The sequence below is a fragment of the Kaistia geumhonensis genome, from assembly GCF_030815145.1.
GTDB classification, from domain to species: Bacteria; Pseudomonadota; Alphaproteobacteria; order Rhizobiales; family Kaistiaceae; genus Kaistia; species Kaistia geumhonensis.
The window spans coordinates 2,383,332-2,405,821 of sequence record NZ_JAUSWJ010000001.1 but is presented as its reverse complement, the minus strand read 5'-3'; the positions used below and the strand labels follow the sequence as shown (position 1 = coordinate 2,405,821).

Annotated in this window: 21 protein-coding genes; 13 read left to right on the top strand and 8 right to left on the bottom strand. The window is 70.0% G+C overall.

Features of this window, described 5'->3' with window-relative positions:
• The first annotated feature begins 5 nt into the window (after window positions 1–5).
• From QO015_RS11420 to QO015_RS11405, 4 genes are all read left to right on the top strand, one after another.
• Window positions 6–1,286 (top strand): beta-ketoacyl-ACP synthase, encoded by a 1,281-nt coding sequence (locus QO015_RS11420; protein WP_266279329.1) that lies wholly within the window; start codon window positions 6–8, stop codon window positions 1,284–1,286.
• A gap of 137 nt (window positions 1,287–1,423) precedes the next feature.
• A complete protein-coding gene (locus QO015_RS11415) occupies window positions 1,424–2,449 on the top strand; it encodes a zinc-binding dehydrogenase (RefSeq protein WP_266279330.1) in 1,026 nt (341 codons plus the stop codon).
• Between the two features lie 7 nt (window positions 2,450–2,456).
• Window positions 2,457–3,392: a lipid A biosynthesis lauroyl acyltransferase gene (locus QO015_RS11410; protein WP_266279331.1), complete on the top strand. Its 936-nt coding sequence runs from the start codon at window positions 2,457–2,459 to the stop codon at window positions 3,390–3,392.
• Window positions 3,393–3,493: 101 nt separating this feature from the next.
• Window positions 3,494–3,973, top strand: coding sequence for an MmcB family DNA repair protein (locus QO015_RS11405; RefSeq protein ID WP_266279332.1), 480 nt, complete (start codon window positions 3,494–3,496; stop codon window positions 3,971–3,973).
• Between the two features lie 3 nt (window positions 3,974–3,976).
• Here QO015_RS11405 and QO015_RS11400 read toward each other — a convergent pair whose 3' ends face one another.
• The 4 genes from QO015_RS11400 to QO015_RS11385 form a co-directional block, all read right to left on the bottom strand.
• Window positions 3,977–4,735, bottom strand: a complete 759-nt coding sequence (locus QO015_RS11400) for a siderophore-interacting protein (RefSeq protein WP_266279333.1) — start codon at window positions 4,733–4,735, stop codon at window positions 3,977–3,979.
• Window positions 4,736–4,830: 95 nt separating this feature from the next.
• Complete coding sequence (locus tag QO015_RS11395) at window positions 4,831–6,591, bottom strand: MFS transporter (protein ID WP_266279335.1); 1,761 nt, start codon at window positions 6,589–6,591, stop codon at window positions 4,831–4,833.
• Between the two features lie 173 nt (window positions 6,592–6,764).
• Window positions 6,765–7,073: a heme-degrading protein HmuQ gene (hmuQ, locus tag QO015_RS11390; RefSeq protein ID WP_266279336.1), complete on the bottom strand. Its 309-nt coding sequence runs from the start codon at window positions 7,071–7,073 to the stop codon at window positions 6,765–6,767.
• Between the two features lie 152 nt (window positions 7,074–7,225).
• Window positions 7,226–9,478: a TonB-dependent hemoglobin/transferrin/lactoferrin family receptor gene (locus QO015_RS11385; protein ID WP_266279337.1), complete on the bottom strand. Its 2,253-nt coding sequence runs from the start codon at window positions 9,476–9,478 to the stop codon at window positions 7,226–7,228.
• A 251-nt stretch (window positions 9,479–9,729) separates the two neighbouring features.
• On the opposite strand from QO015_RS11385, the gene QO015_RS11380 reads away from it, so the two are divergent.
• Genes QO015_RS11380 through QO015_RS11365 form a run of 4 tightly spaced genes read left to right on the top strand, consistent with a single transcriptional unit; the run spans window position 9,730 to window position 12,787 of the window.
• A complete protein-coding gene (locus QO015_RS11380) occupies window positions 9,730–9,921 on the top strand; it encodes a hemin uptake protein HemP (RefSeq protein ID WP_266279339.1) in 192 nt (63 codons plus the stop codon).
• Between the two features lie 14 nt (window positions 9,922–9,935).
• The gene (locus QO015_RS11375) at window positions 9,936–10,913 is read left to right on the top strand and encodes a heme/hemin ABC transporter substrate-binding protein (RefSeq protein WP_266279340.1); all 978 of its coding nucleotides are present in this window, start codon (window positions 9,936–9,938) and stop codon (window positions 10,911–10,913) included.
• Window positions 10,910–11,986, top strand: a complete 1,077-nt coding sequence (locus QO015_RS11370) for a FecCD family ABC transporter permease (protein ID WP_266279342.1) — start codon at window positions 10,910–10,912, stop codon at window positions 11,984–11,986. The genes QO015_RS11375 and QO015_RS11370 overlap by 4 nt, the downstream gene beginning before the upstream one ends.
• A 12-nt stretch (window positions 11,987–11,998) precedes the next feature.
• Window positions 11,999–12,787 carry a heme ABC transporter ATP-binding protein gene (locus QO015_RS11365; protein ID WP_266279343.1) on the top strand — a complete coding sequence of 263 codons (789 nt, stop codon included), beginning with the start codon at window positions 11,999–12,001 and terminating at the stop codon, window positions 12,785–12,787.
• A gap of 16 nt (window positions 12,788–12,803) precedes the next feature.
• On the opposite strand, the gene QO015_RS11360 is transcribed toward QO015_RS11365, so the two are convergent.
• Entirely contained in the window at window positions 12,804–13,703 is a 900-nt protein-coding gene (locus QO015_RS11360; protein ID WP_266279344.1) for a DMT family transporter, read from the bottom strand.
• A 2-nt stretch (window positions 13,704–13,705) separates the two neighbouring features.
• A complete protein-coding gene (mtnC, locus tag QO015_RS11355; RefSeq protein WP_266279346.1) occupies window positions 13,706–14,419 on the bottom strand; it encodes an acireductone synthase in 714 nt (237 codons plus the stop codon).
• A 168-nt stretch (window positions 14,420–14,587) separates the two neighbouring features.
• On the opposite strand from mtnC, the gene mtnA reads away from it, so the two are divergent.
• Window positions 14,588–15,682 carry an S-methyl-5-thioribose-1-phosphate isomerase gene (gene mtnA, locus QO015_RS11350; RefSeq protein ID WP_266279348.1) on the top strand — a complete coding sequence of 365 codons (1,095 nt, stop codon included), beginning with the start codon at window positions 14,588–14,590 and terminating at the stop codon, window positions 15,680–15,682.
• Between the two features lie 9 nt (window positions 15,683–15,691).
• On the opposite strand, the gene QO015_RS11345 is transcribed toward mtnA, so the two are convergent.
• Window positions 15,692–16,009: a hypothetical protein gene (locus tag QO015_RS11345; protein ID WP_266279350.1), complete on the bottom strand. Its 318-nt coding sequence runs from the start codon at window positions 16,007–16,009 to the stop codon at window positions 15,692–15,694.
• A 266-nt stretch (window positions 16,010–16,275) separates the two neighbouring features.
• Here QO015_RS11345 and fabA point away from each other — a divergent pair, with 266 nt between their 5' ends.
• The 4 genes from fabA to hrpB are packed head-to-tail and all read left to right on the top strand — an operon-like array spanning window position 16,276 to window position 21,443.
• Window positions 16,276–16,803, top strand: a complete 528-nt coding sequence (gene fabA / locus QO015_RS11340) for a 3-hydroxyacyl-[acyl-carrier-protein] dehydratase FabA (protein ID WP_266279351.1) — start codon at window positions 16,276–16,278, stop codon at window positions 16,801–16,803.
• A gap of 52 nt (window positions 16,804–16,855) precedes the next feature.
• Entirely contained in the window at window positions 16,856–18,082 is a 1,227-nt protein-coding gene (gene fabB, locus QO015_RS11335; RefSeq protein WP_266279352.1) for a beta-ketoacyl-ACP synthase I, read from the top strand.
• A 17-nt stretch (window positions 18,083–18,099) separates the two neighbouring features.
• Complete coding sequence (fabI, locus tag QO015_RS11330; protein WP_266279353.1) at window positions 18,100–18,936, top strand: enoyl-ACP reductase FabI; 837 nt, start codon at window positions 18,100–18,102, stop codon at window positions 18,934–18,936.
• 47 nt (window positions 18,937–18,983) lie between these two features.
• Complete coding sequence (gene hrpB, locus QO015_RS11325; RefSeq protein WP_266279355.1) at window positions 18,984–21,443, top strand: ATP-dependent helicase HrpB; 2,460 nt, start codon at window positions 18,984–18,986, stop codon at window positions 21,441–21,443.
• Between the two features lie 12 nt (window positions 21,444–21,455).
• Here hrpB and glk read toward each other — a convergent pair whose 3' ends face one another.
• On the bottom strand, window positions 21,456–22,490 hold the full coding sequence (gene glk, locus QO015_RS11320; RefSeq protein WP_266279357.1) for a glucokinase: 1,035 nt from the start codon (window positions 22,488–22,490) through the stop codon (window positions 21,456–21,458).

Below are 22,490 nucleotides of genomic sequence, written 5' to 3'. Positions count from 1 at the left end.
GAGCGATGGGCAAGACACGCGATCATCTCGGGCGGCCGGTCGTGGCGGTGACGGGCATGGGCGTCGTGTCCTCGCTCGGCCAGGGCGTCGACGACAACTGGGCGGCGCTGACCGCCGGCAAGTCGGGCATTCACCGCATCACGCGCTTCCCGACCGACCATATGCGAACCACGATCGCCGGCACGGTCGATTTCCTCTTTCCCGACGAGGTTCGCTCGCCGGTCCTCTCCGAGCGGCTCGCCCGCCTCGCCGCCGAGGAAGCGGTCTCGGAATCGGGCATTGGCGCCCCCGGCGATTTCCCGGGCATGCTGTTCATGGCGGTGCCGCCGGTCGAGATCGAGTGGCCGGCGCGGCGCGATTTCTTCGCCGGCACGGATGGCGCGACGGGCGACGCCTATGACCGCATGATCCAGAGCGTTCTGCAGCTCAACGATCCCGACACCTACGAGTTCGCACTCTATGGCTGCGTCGCCGACCGCATCGCCGATCATTTCGGCACGCGCGGCGCGCCGATCGGGCTGTCGACGGCCTGCGCCTCCGGCGCCTCGGCGATCCAGCTCGGCGTCGAGGCGATCCGGCGCGGCGATACCGAAGCGGCGCTGGTGATCGGCACCGACGGCTCGGTGCGCATCGAGGGTCTCGTCCGTTTCTCGCTGCTTTCGGCGCTCTCGACCAGCAACGACGATCCTGAGAAGGCCTCGCGGCCGTTCTCCAAGGATCGCGACGGCTTCGTGATGGCGGAAGGCGCCGGCGCGCTGGTGCTGGAGGACTATGACGCGGCCAGGGCGCGCGGCGCGAAGATTCTCGGCATCGTGCGCGGCATTGCCGAGAAGGCCGACGACTTCCACCGCACCCGCTCGACGCCCGATGGCAAGCCGGTCATCGCCGCCATCCGCCAGGCGCTCGAGGACGGCGGCGCGGCGATCGAGGATGTCGACTACGTCAACGCGCACGGCACCGGCACGCCCGAAAACGACAAGATGGAGGCGATGTCGCTGGAGGCCGTGTTCGGCGAGCGCATGAAGTCGCTGCCGATCTCGTCCAACAAGTCGATGATCGGCCATACGCTGACCGCGGCCGGCGCCATCGAGGCGGTGTTCTCGCTGAAGACGATCCTCTCCGGCGTCGTGCCGCCGACGATCAATTACGAGACGCCCGACCCGTCGATCCCGCTCGACGTGGTGCCGAACGTTGCCCGCAACGTGCCGGTCTCCATGGTGCTGTCGAATTCCTTCGGCTTCGGCGGACAGAATGCCTGCCTGCTGATCGCCGCCGAGCCGGCCTGACCGGCGTTCCCTTTCGGCCGGGAACACTGGCGCAGCCGCGGATGACCCGCTAATAGCCTGATCATGAACGCCGCCCCTTCGGGCGGCGCCTGCCATTCTTCGACGGCCGCCCTTCCGCGGCCATGGATTGGGAACCGATGCGCGCCCTTCAGCTCCTCTCCGACCGCAAGCTCTCGATCGTCGACGTGCCGATGGCGCCCGCGCCCGGCGAGGGCGAGGTCCGGCTGAAGATCGGCGCGGTCGCGCTCAACCATATCGACGTCTGGGGCTGGCGCGGCATGGCCTTCGCGAGGCGCAAGCTGCCGCTGACGGTCGGGGCCGAGGCCGCGGGGACGATCGAATCCATCGGTCCCGGCGTCGAGGGGCTCGCCGTCGGGCAGCGCGTCGCGATCTACGGCGCCGAGACCTGCGGCATGTGCCCGGCCTGCCATGCCGGGCGCGACAATCTCTGCGAGAACGTCGCCGGCGTGCGCGGCTTCCATATCGACGGTCTCGCCACCGACTATGTGACGATGAAGGCGCGCCTCGTCGTTCCGGCGCCGGACGGCGTTTCGCTGCGCGACGCGGCCTGCACCCCGGTCACCTTCGGCACGGTCGAGCACATGCTGTTCGACAATGCGCGGCTGGAGGCCGGGCAGACAGTGCTGGTCCAGGCCGGCGGATCGGGCATCGGCACCGCGGCGATCCAGCTTGCCCGCGCGGCCGGCGCGACGGTCATCACCACCGTCGGCAGCGCCGAGAAGGCGGAGAAAGCGAAGGCGCTCGGCGCCCATCACGTCATTAACTACCGCGAGGAGCGGTTCGAGGGCGTCGTCCGCAAGCTGACCAAGAAGCGCGGCGTGGACGTCGTTTTCGAGCATGTCGGCGTCGACACCTGGGCCGGCTCGATGTTCTCGCTGCGCCGCGGCGGCACGCTCGTCACCTGCGGTTCGACCACGGGAATTTCAACAGAAATCAACCTTTTTCAACTTTACCAGCAGCAGCTGCGCCTGATCGGCTCCTTCGGCTGCCGCATGGAGAACATCGCCCATGCGCTGGCCAAGATCGCGGGGGGCGTGGTGTCGCCGGTGATCGACAGCGTCGTCACGCTCGACAATCTCGACGATGCGCTGCACCGGATCGAAAGCCGGCAGGTGTTCGGCAAGATCATCGTGATGCTCTGAGGCGCCGATGACGAGAGCCGAGCGGCGGCGCCGCCGCAAGGAATTCGGCAAGCGCCTTTTGCGCTCGCCGGCGGTCAATGCCGTCATCGCAGCGACGGTGCGCGGGGCGATCGGCTTCGTGCGGCTGCTCGGGCCGAAGAAGGCCGGCTGGCTCAGCGCCCGCCTCACCCGCTTCGTCGGGCGGTTCGTGCCGGAATCGAAACTCGCCCTCGCCAATCTCGCCGCAGCCTTTCCGGAGAAGACCGAGGCGGAGCGGCGGGCGATCCTGGACGGGGCCTGGGAGAGCCTTGGCCATACCGTCGTCGAATATGTCCATCTGGACCAGCTCATCGATATCGATCCGCTCCATCCCGAGCGCGGCCGCACCGAGATCGAGGGCCTCGACCAGTTCCTGGCGCTGCGCGAGGACGGCAAGCCGGGTATCATCTTCTCCGCTCATCTCGCCAACTGGGAGGTTCTTGCCGTCGTCGCGGCCCGCTTCGGGCTGCCGGTCGTCGCGCTCTTCCGCATGCCGAGCAACAACCGCATCGCCCAGGACCTGATGGCGCGGCGCGAGGAACTGATGGGCAAGCTCGTCGCCTCCGGCCGTGGCGCCACCTTCGAGGTCGCGGCGGCGCTCGATCGCGGCGAGCATCTCGGCCTCCTGACCGACCAGCACCATACCGGCGGACCGCGCGTGCCCTTTTTTGGCCGCCCCGTCTCGGCGAACCCGCTCGTCGCCCGGCTCGCCCGGCAATATGACTGCCCGGTGCATGGGGCGCGGACCATCCGCCTGCCGGACGGCCGCTTCCGCGTCGAACTGACGCCGCCGCTCGACATGCCGCGCGACGCCGAGGGCAAGATCGACGTCGCCGCCGGAACGGCGCTGGTCATGTCGGTGGTCGAGGGCTGGGTGCGCGAGCATCCCGACCAGTGGCTCTGGCTGCACAATCGCTGGCGGTAGCTGCGCAAGGATCGGGGTGGGCCGTGCCCTTCGGCCATCCGGACATGACCACGCAACCCGACTCTTGAACGGCGCTCCCGACCGGCGGTAGACTTGCGTTCATGGTTTATTCCCCAGCCATCGCCGTCCCGCGTGACGGGCGGCAATCCGACATGGCCCATGCCCTGCAGCGCGGCGTGGGGCGGCTGTTCCGTGCGCGCGGCCATGCGGTGGTGACCGAGCTCGGGCTCGGCAATGGACGGCGCGCCGATATCGTGGCGCTGGGTCCGCAGGGCGAGATCACCATCGTCGAGATCAAGTCGTCGATCGAGGATTTCCGGGCCGATCGCAAATGGCTGGATTACGGCCCCTATTGCGACGCGCTGTTCTTTGCCAGCCATGCGGGCGTGCCGGCGGAGATCTTCCCGGCCGAGGCCGGGCTGATCCTCGCAGACGGCTACGGCGCCGAAATCCTGCGCGAACCGCCGCGCACGCCGCTCACCGCTGCGCGCCGCAAGGCGATGATGATCGCCTTCGGCAAGGTGGCGGCCCACCGGCTGCACGGGCTCGTCGATCCGGAGGCCGGCTTCGCCGAACTCTGAGCCTCAGTCCTCGATGCGCTCGTGGGCGTCCGCGAGGCCGCGCGTCCAGTAGCCGGCCGCCTTCATCTGCGCGCGGGGATGGCCACGCTCGAGCAGGCGGGCGCGGATGGCGCGGGCGACGGAGGATTCGGCCGCCACGAAGATATAACCGTCGCCGGCGGGCATGGGGCGCGCGTCGAGAAGAGCGAGGAGCGCGGCCGCGTCGTCCGGGCCGTTCACTGCCCGCTCGGCCCAGAGGGCGGTCCAGTCGGCCTTCGTCCCGAAGGTCTGGCGCTCGCCCGCATCCGCGATGGCGACCGCGGTCATCACCCTGGCGCCGCTGCCGAGCTCCTCGACAAAGCGGCCGATGGCCGGCAGAGCGGTCTCGTCGCCGACGAGCCAGTACCAGTCGAAATCATGCGGCACGACCGCCGAGCCGCGCGGCCCGCCGAGCTCCAGCATGTCGCCGGGCTTCGCCGCGACGGCCCACTCGGCCGCCGGACCGGCCTCGTGCAACGCGAAGTCGATGGTGAGCGTGCCCGCCGCGACGTCGAAGGCGCGCGGCGTGAAATCGCGCATCAGCGCCGCGCCATCGGCGCCTTCGAAGAACAGCTTGATGTGGTCGTCGGCGCCGAGGCTGACGAAACCGTCCATGTCGCCGGAGAGGACGACGCGCTTCATGCGCGGCGTGATCAGCGTCGCCTCCGCCACGGTGAGGCGGCGACGACGGGTCTCGTGCCGCACGCGGCGGATCGCATGCGGCAGGTGGTCGATTGCAGTCATCGGATTGTCCAGGCCTTCTTACGATATGTCTCAAGATATAGCGTAAGACTGATGTCCGCAATCGGCTCTTTGTCACGCCTTCGCGAGGCTCCGCCTCATTCGACGGCGGGAATCTCGCCCGCCGGCTCCGGCCGCGGCACCCGGCCATGCACATGCATCGGGACTGCCTGCTCGTGCACGAACTTGCCGCCGGCGAGATAGGAGAAGGCCGCCGCCAGCAGGTTGAGGATCATCGAGAAGGTGAAGGCGAAGACGAGCCCGTGCATGAAGGGCTCGGCGATGAGATGCGGAAAGAAGGTCTTGCCGGTGATCTCCGCCGCGGCGGGCAGGCCGGCCAGCGTCGCCGCGGGAATGAGCTCGCCCATCGGGTTGTAGCCGAGAAAGGCCGCGAAGAGGCTCGCCACGGCCGGGGCGGAGGCTGCCTGCGTCGCCACCGCATCGGGAACGTCCTTTGCGACGAGCGCCGCATGCATGGCCGAAGGCAGGCTCTCGGTGAGCCCGAGGATCATCAGGCTGAAGAAGATGCCGATCGACAGCACCTGACCGGCGTTCAGGGTTGTCGCGCGCATGCCGGCGGCCTGGCCGCGTTCGGCCGGCGGCACGGAATTCATGATCGCCGTCGAATTGGGGGCGATGAAGAGACCGGAGCCGAGGCCGTTCAGGAACAGGAACAGCGCGAAGAGGGAGTAGGGGAAGTCGGGCGGCAGCAGCATGAGCGCCGCGAAGCTCGCCGCGCCGATCAGCATGCCCGCGACAGCGAAGGGCCGCGCGCCGTGACGATCCGACAGCCAGCCCGAGACCGGGGTCGCGACCAGGAAGCCGAGCGTCAGCGGCAGCATGAAGATGCCGGCCCAGAGCGGCGTCTCCTCGAAGGAGTAGCCGTGCAGCGGCAGCCAGATGCCCTGCAGCCAGATGATGAGCATGAACTGAAGCCCGCCGCGCCCGATGGCCGCGAGCAGGCTGGCGAGATTGCCGGCGGAGAAGGGGCGGATGCGGAACAGCGTCAGGTCGAACATCGGATAGGCGACGCGGCTCTCGATGACGAGGAAGGCGACGAGCAGCGCGAAGCCGGTGACGAGCAGCGTCACGACCTCCGGGCTCGTCCAGGCCATGGCGTGGCTGCCATAGGGCTGGATGCCCTCGGTGATGCCGATCAGCACAAGGATCAGGCCGATGCCGAAGGTGATGTTGCCGGCCCAGTCGACGGGGCGGCGGCGCGGCGCCGTGCGGTCCTTGAGCTTCCAGTAGGCCCAGGCCGTGCCGACGACGCCGAACGGGACGTTGATCCAGAACACCAGCCGCCAGTCGATATCGGCAAGCAGGCCGCCGATCAGCAGTCCGATGAAGGAGCCGCCGATCGCCGCGATGGTGTTGATGCCGAGCGCGAGGCCGCGCTGCTCGGCCGGAAAGGCGTCGGTCAGGATGGCGGTGGAATTCGCCATCAGCATCGCGCCGCCGACGCCCTGGATGATGCGCACCGCGATCAGGTACCAGGCCGCGAAGGCGCCGTCGCCCGGCATCAGGCTGAGCGCCACGGCGGAGATCGTGAAGATGAGGAAGCCGAGATTGTAGATCCGCGCCCGGCCGAGGCTGTCGCCGAGCCGTCCGAAGGTGACGACGAGCACCGATGTCGCCACCATGTAGCCCATGATCGACCAGAGCAGGATGTTGACGTTGCTCGGCTCGAGCGGCTTCAGATGGATGCCGCGGAAGATGGCCGGCAGGCTGATCAGGAGGATCGAGCCGTTGACGGCCGCGGCGAGCATGCCGAGCGTCGTGTTGCTGAGCGCGACCCACTTGTAGTGCGGATCGCGCGGCGCCGGCTCTGCGCCGGCGGGAAGAGCGGGGCTGGACATCGATGCGGACCTCGCGGTCGGCACCGCGCGGCCCGGGGGCGGGTCGCGGAAAATGCGGACCGGAATTGATATATAAAGCTTATCATCAGTAAAGCGATGAAAGCCATATAGTCCGGTCCGCGGCCGGCGGCAAGGCTCGGAGGCCGCGCCATGACGGCGCGGCCAGGCAGGCCTCAGGCGCCGATGACGCTCTCGAAGCCCTCGAAGACCGGATGGCCCTGGAACATCGGCTTGCGGTCGCCGGCGCCCTGATGCGCCTTGCGGAACTGTTCCGACTTGGTCCAGGCGACGAAATGCTCGCGGGTCTGCCAGACCGTGTGCGAGGCATAGAGCGTGTGGTCGTCCGCCTCGGGTCCCTTCAGGAGATGGAAGTCGACGAAGCCCTCGAGCTCGTCGAGATGCCGGTCGCGGCTGCGCCAGACCTCCTCGAAGGCCTCCTCGGAGCCCTTGCTGACCTTGAAGCGGTTCATGGCGATGAACATGGCGTGATCCTCTTTTGCGTGCCGTTCGGGTGCGTCGGTGAACATGGTGTCGATGAACGAGATGAGGAGGGAGGCCTCGAAGGACCTCCCCCCTCGCGCGGGGCGGAGTCACCACACCACCGCACCGCGAAGCCGTCGGCAAACGGCGCCGGTCAGAACTGGTAGGTGAGGTTCACCTGGTAGTTGCGGCCGGGCTCGGAATAGAAGTCGAGATTGGAGCTGGACGCGGTGACCGAGGCCGGCACGTCGAGATAGTTGAAGTAGGTCTCGTCGAAGAGGTTGAAGACGCCGGCCTGGACGCGCAGGCCCGGCAGCTTCGCCGGCGTCCACCACGCGGTCCAGTCGACAACCGCATAGGCCGGGGCCTGGAAGGCGGTCGAAGTCTGCGCATGCACCGCGGCGGCGGTCACGAGCAGGTCGGTACCCCATTCGACATCGGCATAGCCGACGCCGATCACGCCCTTCAGCGGCGGGACGCTGTCGAGATAGGTGTTGTTGGCGAGGTCCTGCCCGACCATCCAGGCGAGCGAGCCCCAGGTGCGCCACTTCGGAGCGAACTTCCAGCTGCCGCGCGCCTCGATGCCGTAGATGTTGACGCTTTCGAGGTTCACATATTCGGTGATGCCGAACGGATATTCGCGGATGTCGTAGCCGCGCTCCGCCGCCTCGGCCGCCGTCAGGCTCTCCGAGTCGATGAAGTTCTTGTAGAAGTTGGTGAAGGCCGCGAGGCTGCCGCCGAGCTGGTCGTCGCCGAACTTGGTGCCGATCTCGTAGCCGGTGCCCTCCTGCGCCTCGAGGTCGGGATTGCCGATCGAGAGATAGGCGCCGGGACCGCCATAGGTCAGGTAGAGCTGGCTCGGGGTCGGGGCCGTGAAGGCCTGCGCCCACTGCGCATAGAAGGAGAGCTTGTCGGTCGCCTTCCAGGTGCCGAGCAGGCTCGGCGAGAACTTGGAGCCCGAGGACGTGTCCGGCAGGCCGATATAGGCCTCGTTGCCGTTGCCGTAGCCGGCGGTCTCCTGCGGCACCTGCTGGTACCAGTCGTAGCGCAGGCCCGGCGTCAGGAACACGTTGTTGCCGACGGCGATCTCGTCGCGCGCATAGATGCCGAAGGTCGTTCCCTGCGCATCCGGCATGTCGGCCTGGTTGGTGTGCAGCATCGAGCAGGGCGATGTCTTGGCATTCGGCGGGCAGTTGTCGAGGCCGGCCGAGTACTGGCTCGTGTCGGTCATGTAGAACTCGCCGCCCCAGGTGAAGCGGTTCTCGTAGCCGCCGAGCGTCAGCGCCTTCTCGGCGAAGCCGGTGAAGCCGTATTCCTGGATCTGGTTGGTGTTCTCGCGGATATAGGGGCCGATCACGCTCGTCGAGCGCCAGGCATTGGTCGAATCCGTGAGTTCGAGATTCTGCCAGTAGAGGATCGCCTGCGCCTTGTCGGCGAAGCCGCCCGCCGCCGCCGCGTCATAGTCGTAGGTGAGCGAGAGGCGCTGGCGCGAGCCGTCCTCGCCGGTCGTGTAGTTGCCGGGCCGGTAGTTGCCGGTCAGCGACTGGCTCGCCATCGCGTCCGTCGACGAGTTGGCCTGGAAGGTCTCGCCGGTGAGCGTGAAGGTGTGCACGTTGTCGATGCTGTGCGTGAGCTTGCCGAGGATGCTGTAGTTCTCGAAGTCCTCGGGATTGGCTTCCGTGCGGCTGGTGCCATAGCCGCCCGTATCGCCGTTGGTCTCCGTCTCGTGGCCCGTCACATAGGAGCCCTGCACCAGCACCGACGTGTCGTTGATCTTGCCGGCGATCGCGTTCGACGTGGTGAAGGCGTTGTTGGCGCTCGAATAGATGTTCTTGGTGATGAAGCCCCACTTCTTGCCTTCGGTGATCACGTCATCGGCCGAAAGCGTGGTGAGCGCGACGAGGCCGCCCATGGCGCCCGAGCCGACGACGCTCGAATCGGCGCCGCGCACGATGTCGATCGCGGTCAGCGCGTTGAAATCGAAGGTCGAAAGGCCGCCGGTGACGCCGCGCGGATCGCCGGAGCCGAGCCAGGGCAGGCGGATGCCGTCGATCGTCGTGAGAACGTTGTTCTCGCCGAGGCCGCGGACATTGATGCTGTTGCTCTGCGTCGAGAAGTTGACGCTCGGCTCCGCGCGCTGACCGAAGCCCTGCCAGGACTCGATCATCCGGTCCGTGAGCTCCTGCTGCGTCGTCGTCGTGACGAGGGCGGTGCCTTCCTTGGATGTCACGGCAGGGCTCGCATCGCCGGTGCCGGAACCTGATCCCGAGCCGGCCTGCACGACGACGGCGTCGAGATTGACGGTTTCCTCGGTCGAGGCCTGCTGGGCGCTCGCGATGCCGGCGGTCGCGGACAGGAAGGTCAGGAAAGCGGAGCCGGCGAGAAGCCGGGCATTCAGTCGCGCCATGCGCATCAAAGCCCCCAGGAACAGGACGGTGGAAGGGCCTGGCTGGCTGGCGCGGACCGCGGAGGGGCGGCCGGACGGGCGGGCTCGGCAGAGGCGGCCGGGCGGGATCGTCCGGCGGCCTGATCAAAATCTCTCGTTGCGATCCTTAGGAAAGGTGAGTATGGCAGTCAAGTAATTAGTTGCGAACGGTTCGCAACTTGGAAGTGTTCAAGACTGCCGCTGCCGAAGCGGCGCAAAGGCGGAGAACATCCATGCCGGATCCCGAAGCCGAGCCGATGCCGGCCATGGCCTCAGCGCCCGCCGAGGGCCGCGAGGCCGGCGGGCCGCCGATCGTGACCAGCGAAGCCCTGCTGCGGGGCGGGCGCGAGGTCATCATCCGCCATGGCGCCGACGACTACCGCCTGCGCCTGACGCGGGTCGGAAAGCTCATCCTCAACAAGTGACCGGAGCCGCGACGATGCGCACCTTTCCGCTCTTCCACACGCCGCTTCACCTCTTTCCCGCGCCGCGCCAGCTGCGGCTCGGCGCGGCCTTCGCCGCGGCGCTCCTGATCACGCTCTTCGCCATCCAGCAATCGATCGCGGCCGAACGCAGCGTCGTCGATGCGCGCGGGCGAACGGTGACGATCGCGAGCGCCGACCGGATCGTGTCGATCGGCGGTGCCGTGACGGAGATCCTCTACGCGCTCGGCGCCGGCGACCGCATCGTCGCGCGCGACCAGACCAGCCTCTATCCGCCCGAGGCGCTGAAGAAGCCGGATGTCGGCTATATGCGCGCGCTCTCCGCCGAAAGCGTGCTCTCGGTGAAGCCCGACCTCATCCTCGCCGTCGAGGGATCGGGTCCGAAGGAGGCGCTCGACCTTCTGCTCGCCGCCTCGGTGCCCGTCGTGATGCTGCCGGAGCCCTACAGCGCCGAGGGCATCGCCGGGAAGATCGCGCTGATCGGCGCGGTGATCGGCGAGGAGGAGAAGAGCAAGGCGCTCGCCGCCGACGTCACCGCCCGCGCCGACGCGCTCGCGGCCGCGATCGACGCGATCCCGGCCGACAAGCGCAAGCGCGCCATCTTCCTCATGAGCTCGAGCGGCGACCGCCTGCTCGCGGCCGGCGGCCACACCGCCGCCGACGCCATGCTCGCCGCAGCCGGCGCCGTCAATCCCTTCGGCACGGTCGAGGGCTACAAGCCGGCCTCGCCCGAGGCGATGGCCGCGGCGATGCCCGAGAGCGTCGTGATGATGACCCGGCCCGGCGCAGACAGGCCCGATCCGGCCGCGATCTTCGGCATTCCGGCGCTGGCCGCGACGCCGGCAGCCGGCGCGAAGTCGCTCGTCGTGATGGACGGCCTCTATCTGCTCGGCTTCGGACCGCGCATGCCCGACGCGGCGCGCGATCTCGCAACCGCGCTCTATCCCGACCTTTCGATCGGATCGGCGCGATGACCATGGCGCTCACCGCGGCGCCGGCCGGTGACCGGCGCGCCCGCGCGCGCGTCGTGGTGGCGCTGCTGGCTGTCCTGCTCCTCGCCGTCATGGCGGCGGCGCTCGCGACCGGACCCTACGGCCTGCCGGCCGGCCGCGTAATCGCCATCCTCGGCGACTGGCTCGCCGGGCGGCCGGCGGCGGACGTGACCGAGCGGATTGTCCTCGTCGACATCCGCCTGCCGCGGCTGCTGCTCGGCGCGCTGGTCGGCGCCGCGCTCGCCGTGTCGGGCACGATGCTGCAGGGGCTGTTCCGCAATCCGCTCGCCGATCCCGGCCTCGTCGGCGTCTCGTCCGGCGCCGCGCTCGGGGCCGTCGCCGCCATCATCACCGGCGCGGCGCTGCTGGCGCCGATCGCCGCCGTGCTGTCGATCGGCATCCTGCCGGTCGCGGCCTTTCTCGGCGGCTTCGCGACGACGCTGGTGCTCTACTCGATCGCGACCCGCCAGGGCCGTACCTCGGTCGCGACCATGCTGCTGGCCGGCATCGCGATCGGCGCCTTCTCGGGCGCCATCACCTCGTGGCTGGTGTTCCGCTCGACCGACGCACAGCTGCGCGAGCTGACCTTCTGGACCATGGGCAGCCTTTCAGGCGCGACCTGGCTGAAGATCGCCTTCGCCGCGCCGCCGATCCTCGCCGTGCTGGCGCTCTCGCCCGTCGTCGCGCGCGGCCTCGACGCGCTCGTGCTCGGCGAGGCGGAGGCGCACCATCTCGGCGTCGACACCGAGCGGCTCAAGACGGTGATCGTCTTCGCCGTCGCGGTCATGGTCGGCGTCTCGGTCGCCTTCACCGGCGTCATCGGCTTCGTCGGCATCGTCGTGCCGCATCTGCTGCGCCTCGGCATCGGACCGGAGCATCGCACGCTGCTGCCGGCCGCGGCGCTGCTCGGCGCCAGCCTCCTGATCGGCGCCGACATCATCTGCCGCCTCGCCGTCGCTCCGGCTGAACTGCCGATCGGCATCGTGACGGCGCTGATCGGCGCGCCGTTCTTCGTCTCGATCCTGCTGCGCCGGCGCGGCGTCGTCGATCTCTGAACGGACGCCGCGATGATCACAGCCGAAGACATCACCATCCGTGCTGGCGGGAACGTCCTCATCGATCGCGTCTCGCTGGCGCTTCGGCCGGGCAGCGTCACCGCCATCGTCGGCCCGAACGGCGCCGGCAAGTCGACGCTTGTCCGCGCGCTGACCGGGGAAATCGCGCCGGCAGCCGGTCGCGTCGCCATCGACGGCGAGGACCTCGCGCGCCTCGCGCCGCGGGCGCTCGCCGCGCGCCGCGCCGTGCTGCCGCAGGCCTCCTCGCTCGCCTTCCCCTACACGGTCCACGAGGTGGTGCGGCTCGGCGTGCTCGCCGCGCGCGACCGCCGCGCCGCCAACGACCGCGTCGTGGCGGCGCTCTCGGCCGTGGATCTCTCGGGATTCGGCGGCCGCCTCTACCAGCAGCTCTCGGGCGGCGAGCAGCAGCGTGTCCATCTCGCGCGCGTGCTCTGCCAGCTGCCGGAGCCCTGTCCGGGCGGGCAGGCGGCGTGGCTGTTCCTCGACGAGCCGACCTCGAGCCTCGACCTCCGCCACCAGCTGATGGCGCTCGCGGCGGCGCAGCGATTCGCGCGCGCCGGCGGCGGGGTGGTGGCCGTGCTGCATGACCTCAACCTCGCCGCGCGCCATGCCGACCGCATCGTCGTCGTCCGCAAGGGCCGCATCGCTGCGGACGGGCCGCCGGCCGAGGTCCTGACGGCCGGGCTGATCGAGGATGTGTTCGGCGTCGCGCTCGCGGTCGGGCTGACCGGAGACGGCACGCCCTATGTGCTGCCGCACGGCATCGCGGCGGCGTCCTGACGCCGCGGCGGAGCCGTCAGCGGCGGCGGGCCGGCATCGCGGCGAGGGCGGCTCCGGCGACGACGAGCAGCGTCGCGACGAGCAGCCGCCAGCTCGGCTCCGCCTCGCCGGCGACGACCAGAAGGATCATGGAGAGCGGCGGCGTCGCATAGGAGAGCGCGCCCAGAAGCGCGATATTGCCCTTCTTGGTCGCATGGTCCCAGGCGGCGAAGGCGGCGCCGACCGGGCCGATGCCGAGCGCGAGCAGCGCGAGCGCCGCCCGTCCGTCCGGCATGACGAAGGTTTCGCCGGTCGCGACATGGCCGAGCGCGCCGAGCACGGCGATGGCGGCGCAGACGCCGATCATCGGCTCGCTGCCGGGCGCGGCGATGCGGTTGTTCAGAACCGAATAGAGTCCCCAGAGGACGGCGCAGGCGAGCGCGGCGGCATAGCCGAGAAGCGGGGCCGGCGCGCCCGCGGTCTCGGTCAGGCTGCCCGTGCCGACGAGCAGCACCGTCGCGGCGAAGCCGATCAGGCCGCCCGCGAGCTGCGGCCAGCCGAGCCGGCTGTCCCCGCCCGGCAGCAGCCCGGCGAAGAGCACGATGGCGAGCGGCCAGAGATAGTTGATGACCGTCACCGGCCCGACCGGGGCCAGGCGGAAGGCGACGAAATAGAGCGCGTGATAGGCGAAGATGCCGATGATCGCGAGCGCCCAGGCCCGGGCCGGCCAGAGGCGGAACGAGCGCGCAATGCCGCCGAAGCCCTGCCTCGGCAGGAAGCAGAGCGAGAGTGTCACCGCGCCGATGGCGAAGGTGATGGCAAGCGCCTCGAATGTCGGGATGGCCCGCGACAGGCTGGTGACCAGCGCGAGGCACGACCACAGCAGGATCGCGACGGCGCCGACGGCCGTCGCCGCCCCTTTCCCCCCGGTGGTCATGGTCAGGCCTTCAGCGTGCCTTCGAGCGCGTCGATCTGCGAGAAGTTGGTCGCGACGGGATGGCCGTGGCCCTCGGGCAGCACCACCTCGCCGCGGTCGAGCGCGATGGTCCGGAAGCCGGCCTCGCGGGCGGCGTCGAGCTCGGCCGTGTTGTCGGAGAGGAACAGCATGCGGAAGGGCGGCAGGTCGGCCACTTCGGCGATGGCGGCATAGGAGGCATGGTCGGTCTTGGGGCCGACCGTCGTGTCGAAGAAGCCCGAGAACAGGACCGTCAGGTCGCCGAACTCGGTATGGCCGAAGATCAGCTTCTGCGCGAGCACCGAGCCGGAGGAATAGACATAGAGCGCGACGCCCTCGTTGCGCCAGCGGGCGAGGAATTCGGCCGCGTCGGGATAGATGTCGCCCTTGAGGCTTCCCGAGCGGTAGCCGTCCTCCCATATGAGGCCCTGCAGCGTCTTGAGCGGCGTCGCCTTCCGGTCGGCGTCGATCCAGGATTGCAGCAGCGCGACGGTGCCGTCGCGATCGAGCGTCTCGTCGCCCGCCAGACGCCGCGCATCGGCGAGAGCGGCTGCGACGGCAGGCTCGTCGCCATGCTCTGCGACATAGCCGGCGAGGCGGGTGCGCGCGAAGGGAAACAGCACGTCCTTGACGAAGGCGATCGACGAGGTCGTGCCCTCGATATCGGTCAGCACGGCGCGGATGGGATGGCTCGACATCGGGTGGCTCTCGGGCTGGCTCGGACGGCTCTTGCGCGCTCGGGACGGGATTCTGCGCGGTCGCTCCGACCGCGCCGGGGTTGAACGGCAACCGCTCCGCCTCTACTCGATAACACCGCCGGGGTCATCCCCTTTCCGCCACGTGGCGGACCAACTGGAGGCAAGGATATGAAAGTCGACGGCGTCGCCTATCGTTCGATCTGGCGCGAGGGCGACGGGGCCGCGGTGACCGTGGTCGACCAGACGCTGCTGCCGCATCGCTTCGAGACGCTGACCATCGCCACGGTGGCCGAGGCGATCGACGCCATCAAGCGCATGGTGGTACGCGGTGCGCCGCTGATCGGCGTCACCGGCGCCTATGGCTATGCGATGGCGCTCGCCGCCGATCCGTCCGACGCCAATCTCGCGAGCGCCTATGACGCGCTCTATGCCGCGCGCCCGACCGCGGTGAATCTCCGCTGGGCGCTCGACATCGTGCGGGCCGAGATGGAGCCGCTGGCCCCCGAGGCGCGCGCCGCCGCGGCCTTCGCCACGGCCGACCGGCTGCATGCCGAGGACATCCGCACCAACGAGACGATGGCGGCCCATGGCGCGGCGCTGATCCGCGAGATCTGGGAGGAGAAGGGCCGCTCCGGCCCCGTCAACATCCTCACCCACTGCAATACCGGCTGGATCGCCTGCGTCGACTGGGGCACGGCGCTCGGCGTCGTCTACCACGCCCATGACCAGGGCATTCCCGTCCATGTCTATGTCGACGAGACGCGGCCGCGGAACCAGGGCGCCAGCCTGACGACCTGGGAACTCGGCGCCCATGGCGTGCCGCACACGCTGATCGCCGACAATGCCGGCGGCCACCTGATGCAGCATGGCGCGGTCGACATCTGCCTCGTCGGCGCCGACCGCGTGACCGCCAATGGCGACGCCTGCAACAAGATCGGCACCTATCTGAAGGCGCTCGCCGCCCATGACAACGGCGTGCCCTTCTATGTCGTGCTGCCCTCCTCGACGATCGACTGGCGAATCGGCGACGGCGTCGCGGAGATCGAGATCGAGGAGCGCGCGCCCGACGAGGTGACGCATATCTCCGGCATCGCCGGCGACGGAACGATCGTGAAGGTCCGTCTCGCGCCGAAGGGCACGAAGGCCGCCAATCCGGCCTTCGACGTGACGCCGGCCCGGCTCGTCACCGGGCTCGTCACCGAGCGCGGCGTCGCGAAGGCGAGCCGCGAGGGTCTCGTGGCGCTGTTCCCCGAGCGCGGCTGAGGCGGCGCTCTACTGCGGCGCGGCCGAGGGCCTCGCGTCCTGCGGCCGCGGGCGGCTCGCGCCCTGGCGGGCGGTGCCGTCGCCGCTGGCGCAGTAGCAGCGCGAGCCCGAGCGCATCAGCCGTCCGGTCGGGCAGGACCCGGCCGAGAGCTGGCACTGGTTGGCGTTGAGCGAGGGCACCGTCACCGGCGGCACTGTCCTGACGACCGACGGCGCCGTGACCGGCGGCGTAGTCCTGACGACCGGAGGCGGCGTAAAGCCGATGGACGGCTGATTGAACAGCGTCTGGGCCGGGGCCGGCGGGGCAGACGCGAGAAGCGCCGCCATCGCAAGTGCTGCGGATCGGACCCGCTCAGTAGAGAATGGAGACGTCATTCGGCTCCTCTGCCGGCAAAGCGACCCGGCGACGCTCTCGGTCCCGCTGCAACCTCGAGAGCCGCCGCCGCACGGGCTTTCGATCGCGGGGAGCCTATGTTAGGAAGGCCTCGGTCCGGCGGCGCCTCCCTCGCGGCGAGGAGCGCCGGACCTTACGCATATGGCGCCGAATGGCCGTGAAAACCAGCCCGCGCGCCGAAGAGAGGTAGACTGACGGCATGCAAGACCGCCCGTCGCACTATGATTACGAGCAGCTGCTGGCCTGCGGCCGGGGCGAGCTTTTCGGCGAAGGCAACGCGCAGCTGCCGCTGCCGCCGATGCTGATGTTCGACCGCATCACCTCGATCAGCGAGGAAGGCGGCGAGTTCGGCAAGGGCCATGTGCGGGCCGAGCTCGACGTGACGCCGGACCTCTGGTTCTTCGCCTGCCACTTCAAGGGCGATCCCGTGATGCCGGGCTGCCTCGGCCTCGATGCCCTCTGGCAGATGCTCGGCTTCTTCCTCGGCTGGTCGGGCTCTCCGGGGCGCGGCCGGGCGCTGTCGACGGGCGAACTCAAGTTCTCCGGCATGGTGCTGCCGAGCGTGAAGCGCGTCGAATATGGCGTCGACCTGAAGCGCGTTCTCCGCTCCAAACTGGTGCTCGGCATCGCCGACGGCTGGCTTAAGGCCGACGGAGAGACCATCTATCGCGCCAAGGACCTGCGCGTCGGCCTGTTCAAGGGCGACGCCGTGCCGGCCGGTGGCTGATCGGCTGCCGGGCGGGGGCCAGGCGGATCGACTATTGGAAGGACAGCGGACCATGAAGCGGGTCGTCGTCACCGGGATGGGCATCGTCTCGTCCATCGGCAACAACACGCAGGAGGTGCTGGCGAGCCTGCACGAGGCGAGGAGCGGCATTTCCTTCGCCGCCTCGCAGGCCGAGCACGGCTTCCGCAGCCATGTCGCCGGCGCGCCGACGCTCGATCCGGCCGAAGTGGTCGATCGGCGCGCGATGCGCTTCCATGGCGGCGGCACCGCCTGGAACCATGTCGCCATGGACCAGGCGATCCGCGACGCCGGGCTCGAGGAGAGCGACATCTCCAACGAGCGCACCGGCATCATCATGGGGTCCGGCGGCCCCTCGACGCGCACGATCGTCGAATCGGCGCAGAAGGCGCTCGCCTCCGGCTCCTCCAAGAAGGTCGGGCCGCTCGCGGTGCCGAAGGCGATGTCGTCCTCGCCATCCGCCACGCTCTCGACCTGGTTCAAGATCAAGGGCGTCAACTATTCCATCTCCTCGGCCTGCGCGACGTCGAACCACTGCATCGGCAACGCCTACGAGATGATCCAGTACGGCAAGCAGGACCGCATGTTCGCCGGCGGCTGCGAGGAGCTGGACTGGACGCTGACCGTGCTCTTCGACGCGATGGGCGCGCTCTCCTCGCGCTACAACGACCGTCCGTCGGTCGCCTCGCGCGCCTATGACGTCAACCGCGACGGCTTCGTGATCTCGGGCGGCGCCGGCGTGCTGGTGCTGGAAGAGCTCGAGGTGGCCAAGGCGCGCGGCGCGCGCATCTATGGCGAGATCGTCGGGTATGGCTGCACCTCGGACGGCGCCGACATGGTCGCGCCCTCGGGCGAGGGCGCGGCGCGCTGCATGCGCCAGGCGATCGCCACCGTCGGCGAGCGCATCGACTACATCAACCCGCACGCCACCTCGACGCCGATCGGCGATCTCAAGGAGATGGAGGCGATCCGCGAGGTTTTCGGCGCCGGCGACGACTGCCCGGCCATCTCGGCCACCAAGTCGCTGACGGGCCATTCGCAGGGCGCGACCGGCGTCCACGAATCCATCTATTCGCTCCTGATGCTCAACAACCGCTTCATCGCCAAGTCGGCCCATATCGACGAGCTCGATCCGGCCTTCGCCGACATGCCGATCGTGCGCGAGCGCATCGACGACGCGAAAATCGACACCGTGCTCTCCAACAGCTTCGGCTTCGGCGGCACCAACGCCTCGCTGGTCTTCCAGCGCTACGCAGGCTGACTGCCGGGAGACACGCAATGACGACGACGACGCTGATGGCCGGCAAGCGCGGCCTCGTCATGGGTGTGGCGAACGATCACTCGATCGCCTGGGGCATCGCCAAGGTGCTCGCGGCCCATGGCGCCGAGCTCGCCTTCACCTATCAGGGCGAGGCTTTCGGGCGCCGCGTCAAGCCGCTCGCCGACTCGATCGGCGCCAAGCTGATGATCCCCTGCGATGTCGAGGATCTCGCCTCGGTCGATCAGGTCTTCGAGACGCTGAAGCAGGAATGGGGCGGCATCGACTTCCTCGTCCATGCCATCGCCTTCTCCGACAAGAACGAACTGAAGGGCCGCTATGCGGACACGACGCGCGAGAATTTCGCGCGCACCATGCTCATCTCCTGCTTCTCCTTCACCGAGATCGCCAAGCGCGCCGCGGCGATCATGAACCGGGGCGGCTCGATGGTGACGCTGACCTTCGGCGGCTCCACCCGCGTCTCGCCCAACTACAACGTGATGGGCGTGGCCAAGGCGGCGCTCGAATCCTCGGTGCGCTATCTCGCGGTCGATTTCGGCGGTGACGAGATCCGCGTCAACGCGATCTCGGCAGGGCCGGTCCGCACGCTGGCCGGCGCGGGCATTGCCGATGCGCGGCTCATGTACAATTTCCAGAAGAAGAACGCCCCGCTCCGCCGCACCGTCTCGACCGAGGAGATCGGCGGCTCGGCGCTCTATCTCCTGTCGGAGCTTTCCTCCGGCGTCACCGGCGAGGTCCACTTCGTCGATTCCGGCTACAACATCATCGCGATGCCGCGCCTCGACGACCTCAAGGTCCACGAAGCGCATGCCGACGCCAGCGAGGCCGCGCAGTAGCGGCGGCGGACGGCGCCAGTCACCGAACTGGCGTGGCACCACCTGACATGACCACGGCGTTTCCCGTCGACGAAGCCATCCCCGCCCTCACGCGGGCTCTGGCGGATGGCCGCAACGCCGTGCTCGTCGCGCCGCCCGGCGCCGGCAAGACGACGCGGGTGCCGCTCGCCCTGCTCGCAGCGCCCTGGCGCGACGACCGGCGCATCATCCTGCTCGAACCGCGGCGGCTCGCCGCCCGCGCCGCCGCCGCGCGGATGGCCGCGACGCTCGGCGAGGCGGTCGGCGCCACGGTCGGCTATCGCGTGCGCCTGGAACGGCGCGTGTCGGCGGCGACGCGGATCGAGGTCGTCACCGAAGGCGTGTTCTCGCGCATGATCATCGACGATCCCTCGCTGGAGGGCATCGCGGCGGTGATCTTCGACGAGTTCCACGAGCGCAGTCTCGAAGGCGATCTGGGCCTCGCTCTGGCGCTCGATGCGCAGGCAGGGCTGCGTGAGGATCTCCGCATCCTCGTGATGTCGGCCACGATCGACGGCGCCCGCGTTGCGCGCCTCCTCGGCGACGCCCCGGTCGTGGAGAGCGCCGGGCGGATGTATCCCGTCCAGACGCGCTATTGCGGCCGCGACGCGGCCCGAAGGATCGAGGACGAGACGGCCGCCGCCGTCCGCCGCGCGCTCGCCGAGGAGAGCGGCAGCCTGCTCGTCTTCCTGCCCGGCCAGGCCGAGATCCGGCGGACGGCGGAGCGCCTTTCGGGCGTGCTGCCGGGCGATGCCGAACTCGCGCCGCTCTATGGCGCCCTCGACGCGGCCGCGCAGGACCGCGCGATCCGGCCGGCGCCGGCGGGACGCCGCAAGGTCGTGCTCGCGACCTCGATCGCCGAGACCTCGCTCACCATCGAGGGCGTGCGCGTGGTCGTCGATTCGGGGCTTGCCCGCGTGCCGCTCTACGAGCCGGCGACCGGCATCACCCGCCTCGAGACCCGCCGCGTCTCGCGTGCCTCGGCCGACCAGCGGCGCGGGCGCGCCGGCCGCACCGCGCCGGGCGTCTGCTACCGCCTCTGGGACGAGGCGCAGACGGCGGCGCTCGCCCCCTTCGACCGGCCCGAAATCCTCGATGCCGATCTTTCGCCCTTCGCGCTCGATCTCAAGGCCTGGGGCGTCGGCGATCCGGGCGAACTCGCCTTTCTCGATGCGCCGCCGCGCGCCGCCTTCGACGAGGCTCTGGCGCTGCTGCGCCGGCTCGGCGCCATCGACGAGGGTGGCCAGCTCACGGCGGAGGGCAGGGCGCTGTCGCGCCTCGCCATGCCGCCGCGCCTCGGCCATATGCTGAACCGCGCCGCCCCGCTCGGCTTCGGCGCCGTGGCCGGAGGGCTCGCGGCGCTGCTGGCCGAGCCGGGTCTCGGCGGCAACAGCGTCGACCTAAGGGATCGGCTGCAGGCGCTCCGGACCGGCCGCGACCCGCGCAGCCGCGATGCGCTGGCCCTCGGCGCGCGCTTCGCCCGCGCGGTCGGCGCCGAGGGCGGCATGGCGCCGGAGGATATCGAGCAGGCGGGTCTCGCGCTCGCCTTCGCCTTCCCCGAGCGGATCGCCATGGCGCGCGGCGCGCCCGGCGCCTTCGTGATGGCCAACGGGCGCGGCGGGCTGCTGGACGCCGCCGACCCGCTGGCCCGTGAGCCGTTCCTCGCGGTCGCGAGCCTGCAGGGCGCGGCGGAAAACGCGCGCATCCTCGCTGCCGCGCCGCTGACGCTCGCCGAGATCGAGGCGCAATTCAAAGACGCGATCAGCGAGGAAGACAGCGTCGCCTTCGACGCCTCGACAGGCTCGGTGCGGGCGCGGCGCGTCCGAAGGCTCGGCCGGCTGGTGCTCGCCGAGCGGCAGGCCGGATCCCCGTCCCCCGAAGCCGTCGCCGCGGCGCTCGTCGCCGAGATCCGCCGCCGCGGCATCGCCGCGCTGCCCTTCGACGGCGCGGCCGGCAGCCTCCGCGCGCGGATCGCCTTCCTGCGCCGTGCCGGCGACGAGGACTGGCCGGATCTCTCCGACAGGGCGCTTGGCGAGACGCTCGAGGACTGGCTGGGGCCGCATCTTGTCGGCGTCCGCCGGCTCGACGCGGTCGACGCCGGATTGCTGCACGCCGCGCTCTCGGCCCTCGTGCCCTGGGACCGGAAGGCCGCGCTCGACCGTCTCGCACCGACGCATTTCGAGGCGCCGTCCGGCTCGCGGCTGCCGATCGACTATCGCGACCCCAACGGCCCGGTCCTCGAGGTGCGGGTGCAGGAGCTGTTCGGCCTCGACCGCCACCCGGCGGTCGGCAACGGCGTGCCGCTGACGCTGCATCTGCTCTCGCCGGCGCGCCGGCCGATCCAGATCACCGGCGACCTTCCCGCCTTCTGGCGCGGCTCGTGGCGGGACGTGCGCGCCGATCTTCGCGGCCGCTATCCCAAGCACCCCTGGCCCGAGGACCCGCTGACGGCGCCGCCGACCGCGCGGGCGAAACCGCGCGGCACGTGACGCCGGCGTTCCTCACCGCCGCCAGATGCGGCCCTCGGTGGCGACGCCGAACAGCGCCGGATTGCGCGCATAGGCGGCGAGCCCGGCCAGCGCCGGCTCGGGATGCGTCATCACGAAGGTCGGGATCTTGTCCATCAGCGCGCCGTGCGGCGCCTTGTCGATGAAGGCATCGCGGAAGCCGCTCCGCGCGATGAAGGGCGCAACCTTGGCGGCGATGCCGCCCGCCAGATAGACGCCGCCGCGGGCCATGAAGACGAGCGCGAGATTGCCCGCGAGCCGCCCGAGATGCACGCAGAAGAGCGACAGCGCCTCCTCGGCCGCGCCGTCGGAGGCTTCCATCGCGGCGGCGGTGATCTCGGCCGGATCGTCGAAGCGCGCCTTCGCTCCATCCGCGGCGACGACCGCGCGATAGAGCCGCAGCAGGCCGGAGCCGCACAGGAGGGTCTCGCCGGCGATGCGCGGGAACCGGTCACGGCCGAACGGATCCTCGATATGCGGCCAGACCGCGAAATCGCGTTCCGAGACGGGCGCGAGGTCGATATGGCCGCCCTCGCCGGGGACGGGGAACCAGGTGCCGCGCGCCTGGATCAGCGCCCCGGCGCCGAGGCCGGTGCCGGGGCCGACGGCGACGCGGGCGGCATTCGGCAGCGCATCGCCATTGCCGACCTTCAGCACGTCGTCCTCGCCGAGCGCCGGCAGCGCCAGGGCCTGCGCCTCGAAATCGTTGATGAGCAGCACCTCGTCGAGGCCGAGCCGCTCGATCATCCGTTTCGGCTCGATGACCCACGGGCAGTTGGTGAGCGGAACCCGGTCGCCCTGGACCGGACCGGCCACGGCCAGCACCGCCGAACGCGGACGCGCCGTCGGCAGCACGGTGGCCTCGATCGCATCGTCGATGGTCGGGTAACTCGCGGTGCGGGCATCGGCGCAGCGCACGGCCGATGCCGATGCGTCCGAGACGATGGCGAAGCGCGCATTGGTGCCGCCGATATCGCCGATCAGGGTCGGGTAGGGCATCAGATCGCGAACGGTGGTGCTGTCAGCCAT

What these genes read in the sequence shown, in the direction of transcription:
- glk (WP_266279357.1), bottom strand. Translation starts at nt 22,490, where the DNA reads ATGGCTGACAGCACCACCGTTCGCGATCTGATGCCCTACCCGACCCTG.
- QO015_RS11400 (WP_266279333.1), bottom strand. Translation starts at nt 4,735, where the DNA reads ATGACTGCAATCGACCACCTGCCGCATGCGATCCGCCGCGTGCGGCAC.
- QO015_RS11415 (WP_266279330.1), top strand. Translation starts at nt 1,424, where the DNA reads ATGCGCGCCCTTCAGCTCCTCTCCGACCGCAAGCTCTCGATCGTCGAC.
- fabI (WP_266279353.1), top strand. Translation starts at nt 18,100, where the DNA reads ATGACGACGACGACGCTGATGGCCGGCAAGCGCGGCCTCGTCATGGGT.
- QO015_RS11365 (WP_266279343.1), top strand. Translation starts at nt 11,999, where the DNA reads ATGATCACAGCCGAAGACATCACCATCCGTGCTGGCGGGAACGTCCTC.
- QO015_RS11380 (WP_266279339.1), top strand. Translation starts at nt 9,730, where the DNA reads ATGCCGGATCCCGAAGCCGAGCCGATGCCGGCCATGGCCTCAGCGCCC.
- QO015_RS11370 (WP_266279342.1), top strand. Translation starts at nt 10,910, where the DNA reads ATGACCATGGCGCTCACCGCGGCGCCGGCCGGTGACCGGCGCGCCCGC.
- fabB (WP_266279352.1), top strand. Translation starts at nt 16,856, where the DNA reads ATGAAGCGGGTCGTCGTCACCGGGATGGGCATCGTCTCGTCCATCGGC.
- QO015_RS11405 (WP_266279332.1), top strand. Translation starts at nt 3,494, where the DNA reads ATGGTTTATTCCCCAGCCATCGCCGTCCCGCGTGACGGGCGGCAATCC.
- QO015_RS11410 (WP_266279331.1), top strand. Translation starts at nt 2,457, where the DNA reads ATGACGAGAGCCGAGCGGCGGCGCCGCCGCAAGGAATTCGGCAAGCGC.
- QO015_RS11345 (WP_266279350.1), bottom strand. Translation starts at nt 16,009, where the DNA reads ATGGCGGCGCTTCTCGCGTCTGCCCCGCCGGCCCCGGCCCAGACGCTG.
- QO015_RS11395 (WP_266279335.1), bottom strand. Translation starts at nt 6,591, where the DNA reads ATGTCCAGCCCCGCTCTTCCCGCCGGCGCAGAGCCGGCGCCGCGCGAT.
- QO015_RS11375 (WP_266279340.1), top strand. Translation starts at nt 9,936, where the DNA reads ATGCGCACCTTTCCGCTCTTCCACACGCCGCTTCACCTCTTTCCCGCG.
- hrpB (WP_266279355.1), top strand. Translation starts at nt 18,984, where the DNA reads ATGACCACGGCGTTTCCCGTCGACGAAGCCATCCCCGCCCTCACGCGG.
- mtnA (WP_266279348.1), top strand. Translation starts at nt 14,588, where the DNA reads ATGAAAGTCGACGGCGTCGCCTATCGTTCGATCTGGCGCGAGGGCGAC.
- fabA (WP_266279351.1), top strand. Translation starts at nt 16,276, where the DNA reads ATGCAAGACCGCCCGTCGCACTATGATTACGAGCAGCTGCTGGCCTGC.
- QO015_RS11360 (WP_266279344.1), bottom strand. Translation starts at nt 13,703, where the DNA reads ATGACCACCGGGGGGAAAGGGGCGGCGACGGCCGTCGGCGCCGTCGCG.
- hmuQ (WP_266279336.1), bottom strand. Translation starts at nt 7,073, where the DNA reads ATGTTCATCGCCATGAACCGCTTCAAGGTCAGCAAGGGCTCCGAGGAG.
- mtnC (WP_266279346.1), bottom strand. Translation starts at nt 14,419, where the DNA reads ATGTCGAGCCATCCCATCCGCGCCGTGCTGACCGATATCGAGGGCACG.
- QO015_RS11420 (WP_266279329.1), top strand. Translation starts at nt 6, where the DNA reads ATGGGCAAGACACGCGATCATCTCGGGCGGCCGGTCGTGGCGGTGACG.
- QO015_RS11385 (WP_266279337.1), bottom strand. Translation starts at nt 9,478, where the DNA reads ATGGCGCGACTGAATGCCCGGCTTCTCGCCGGCTCCGCTTTCCTGACC.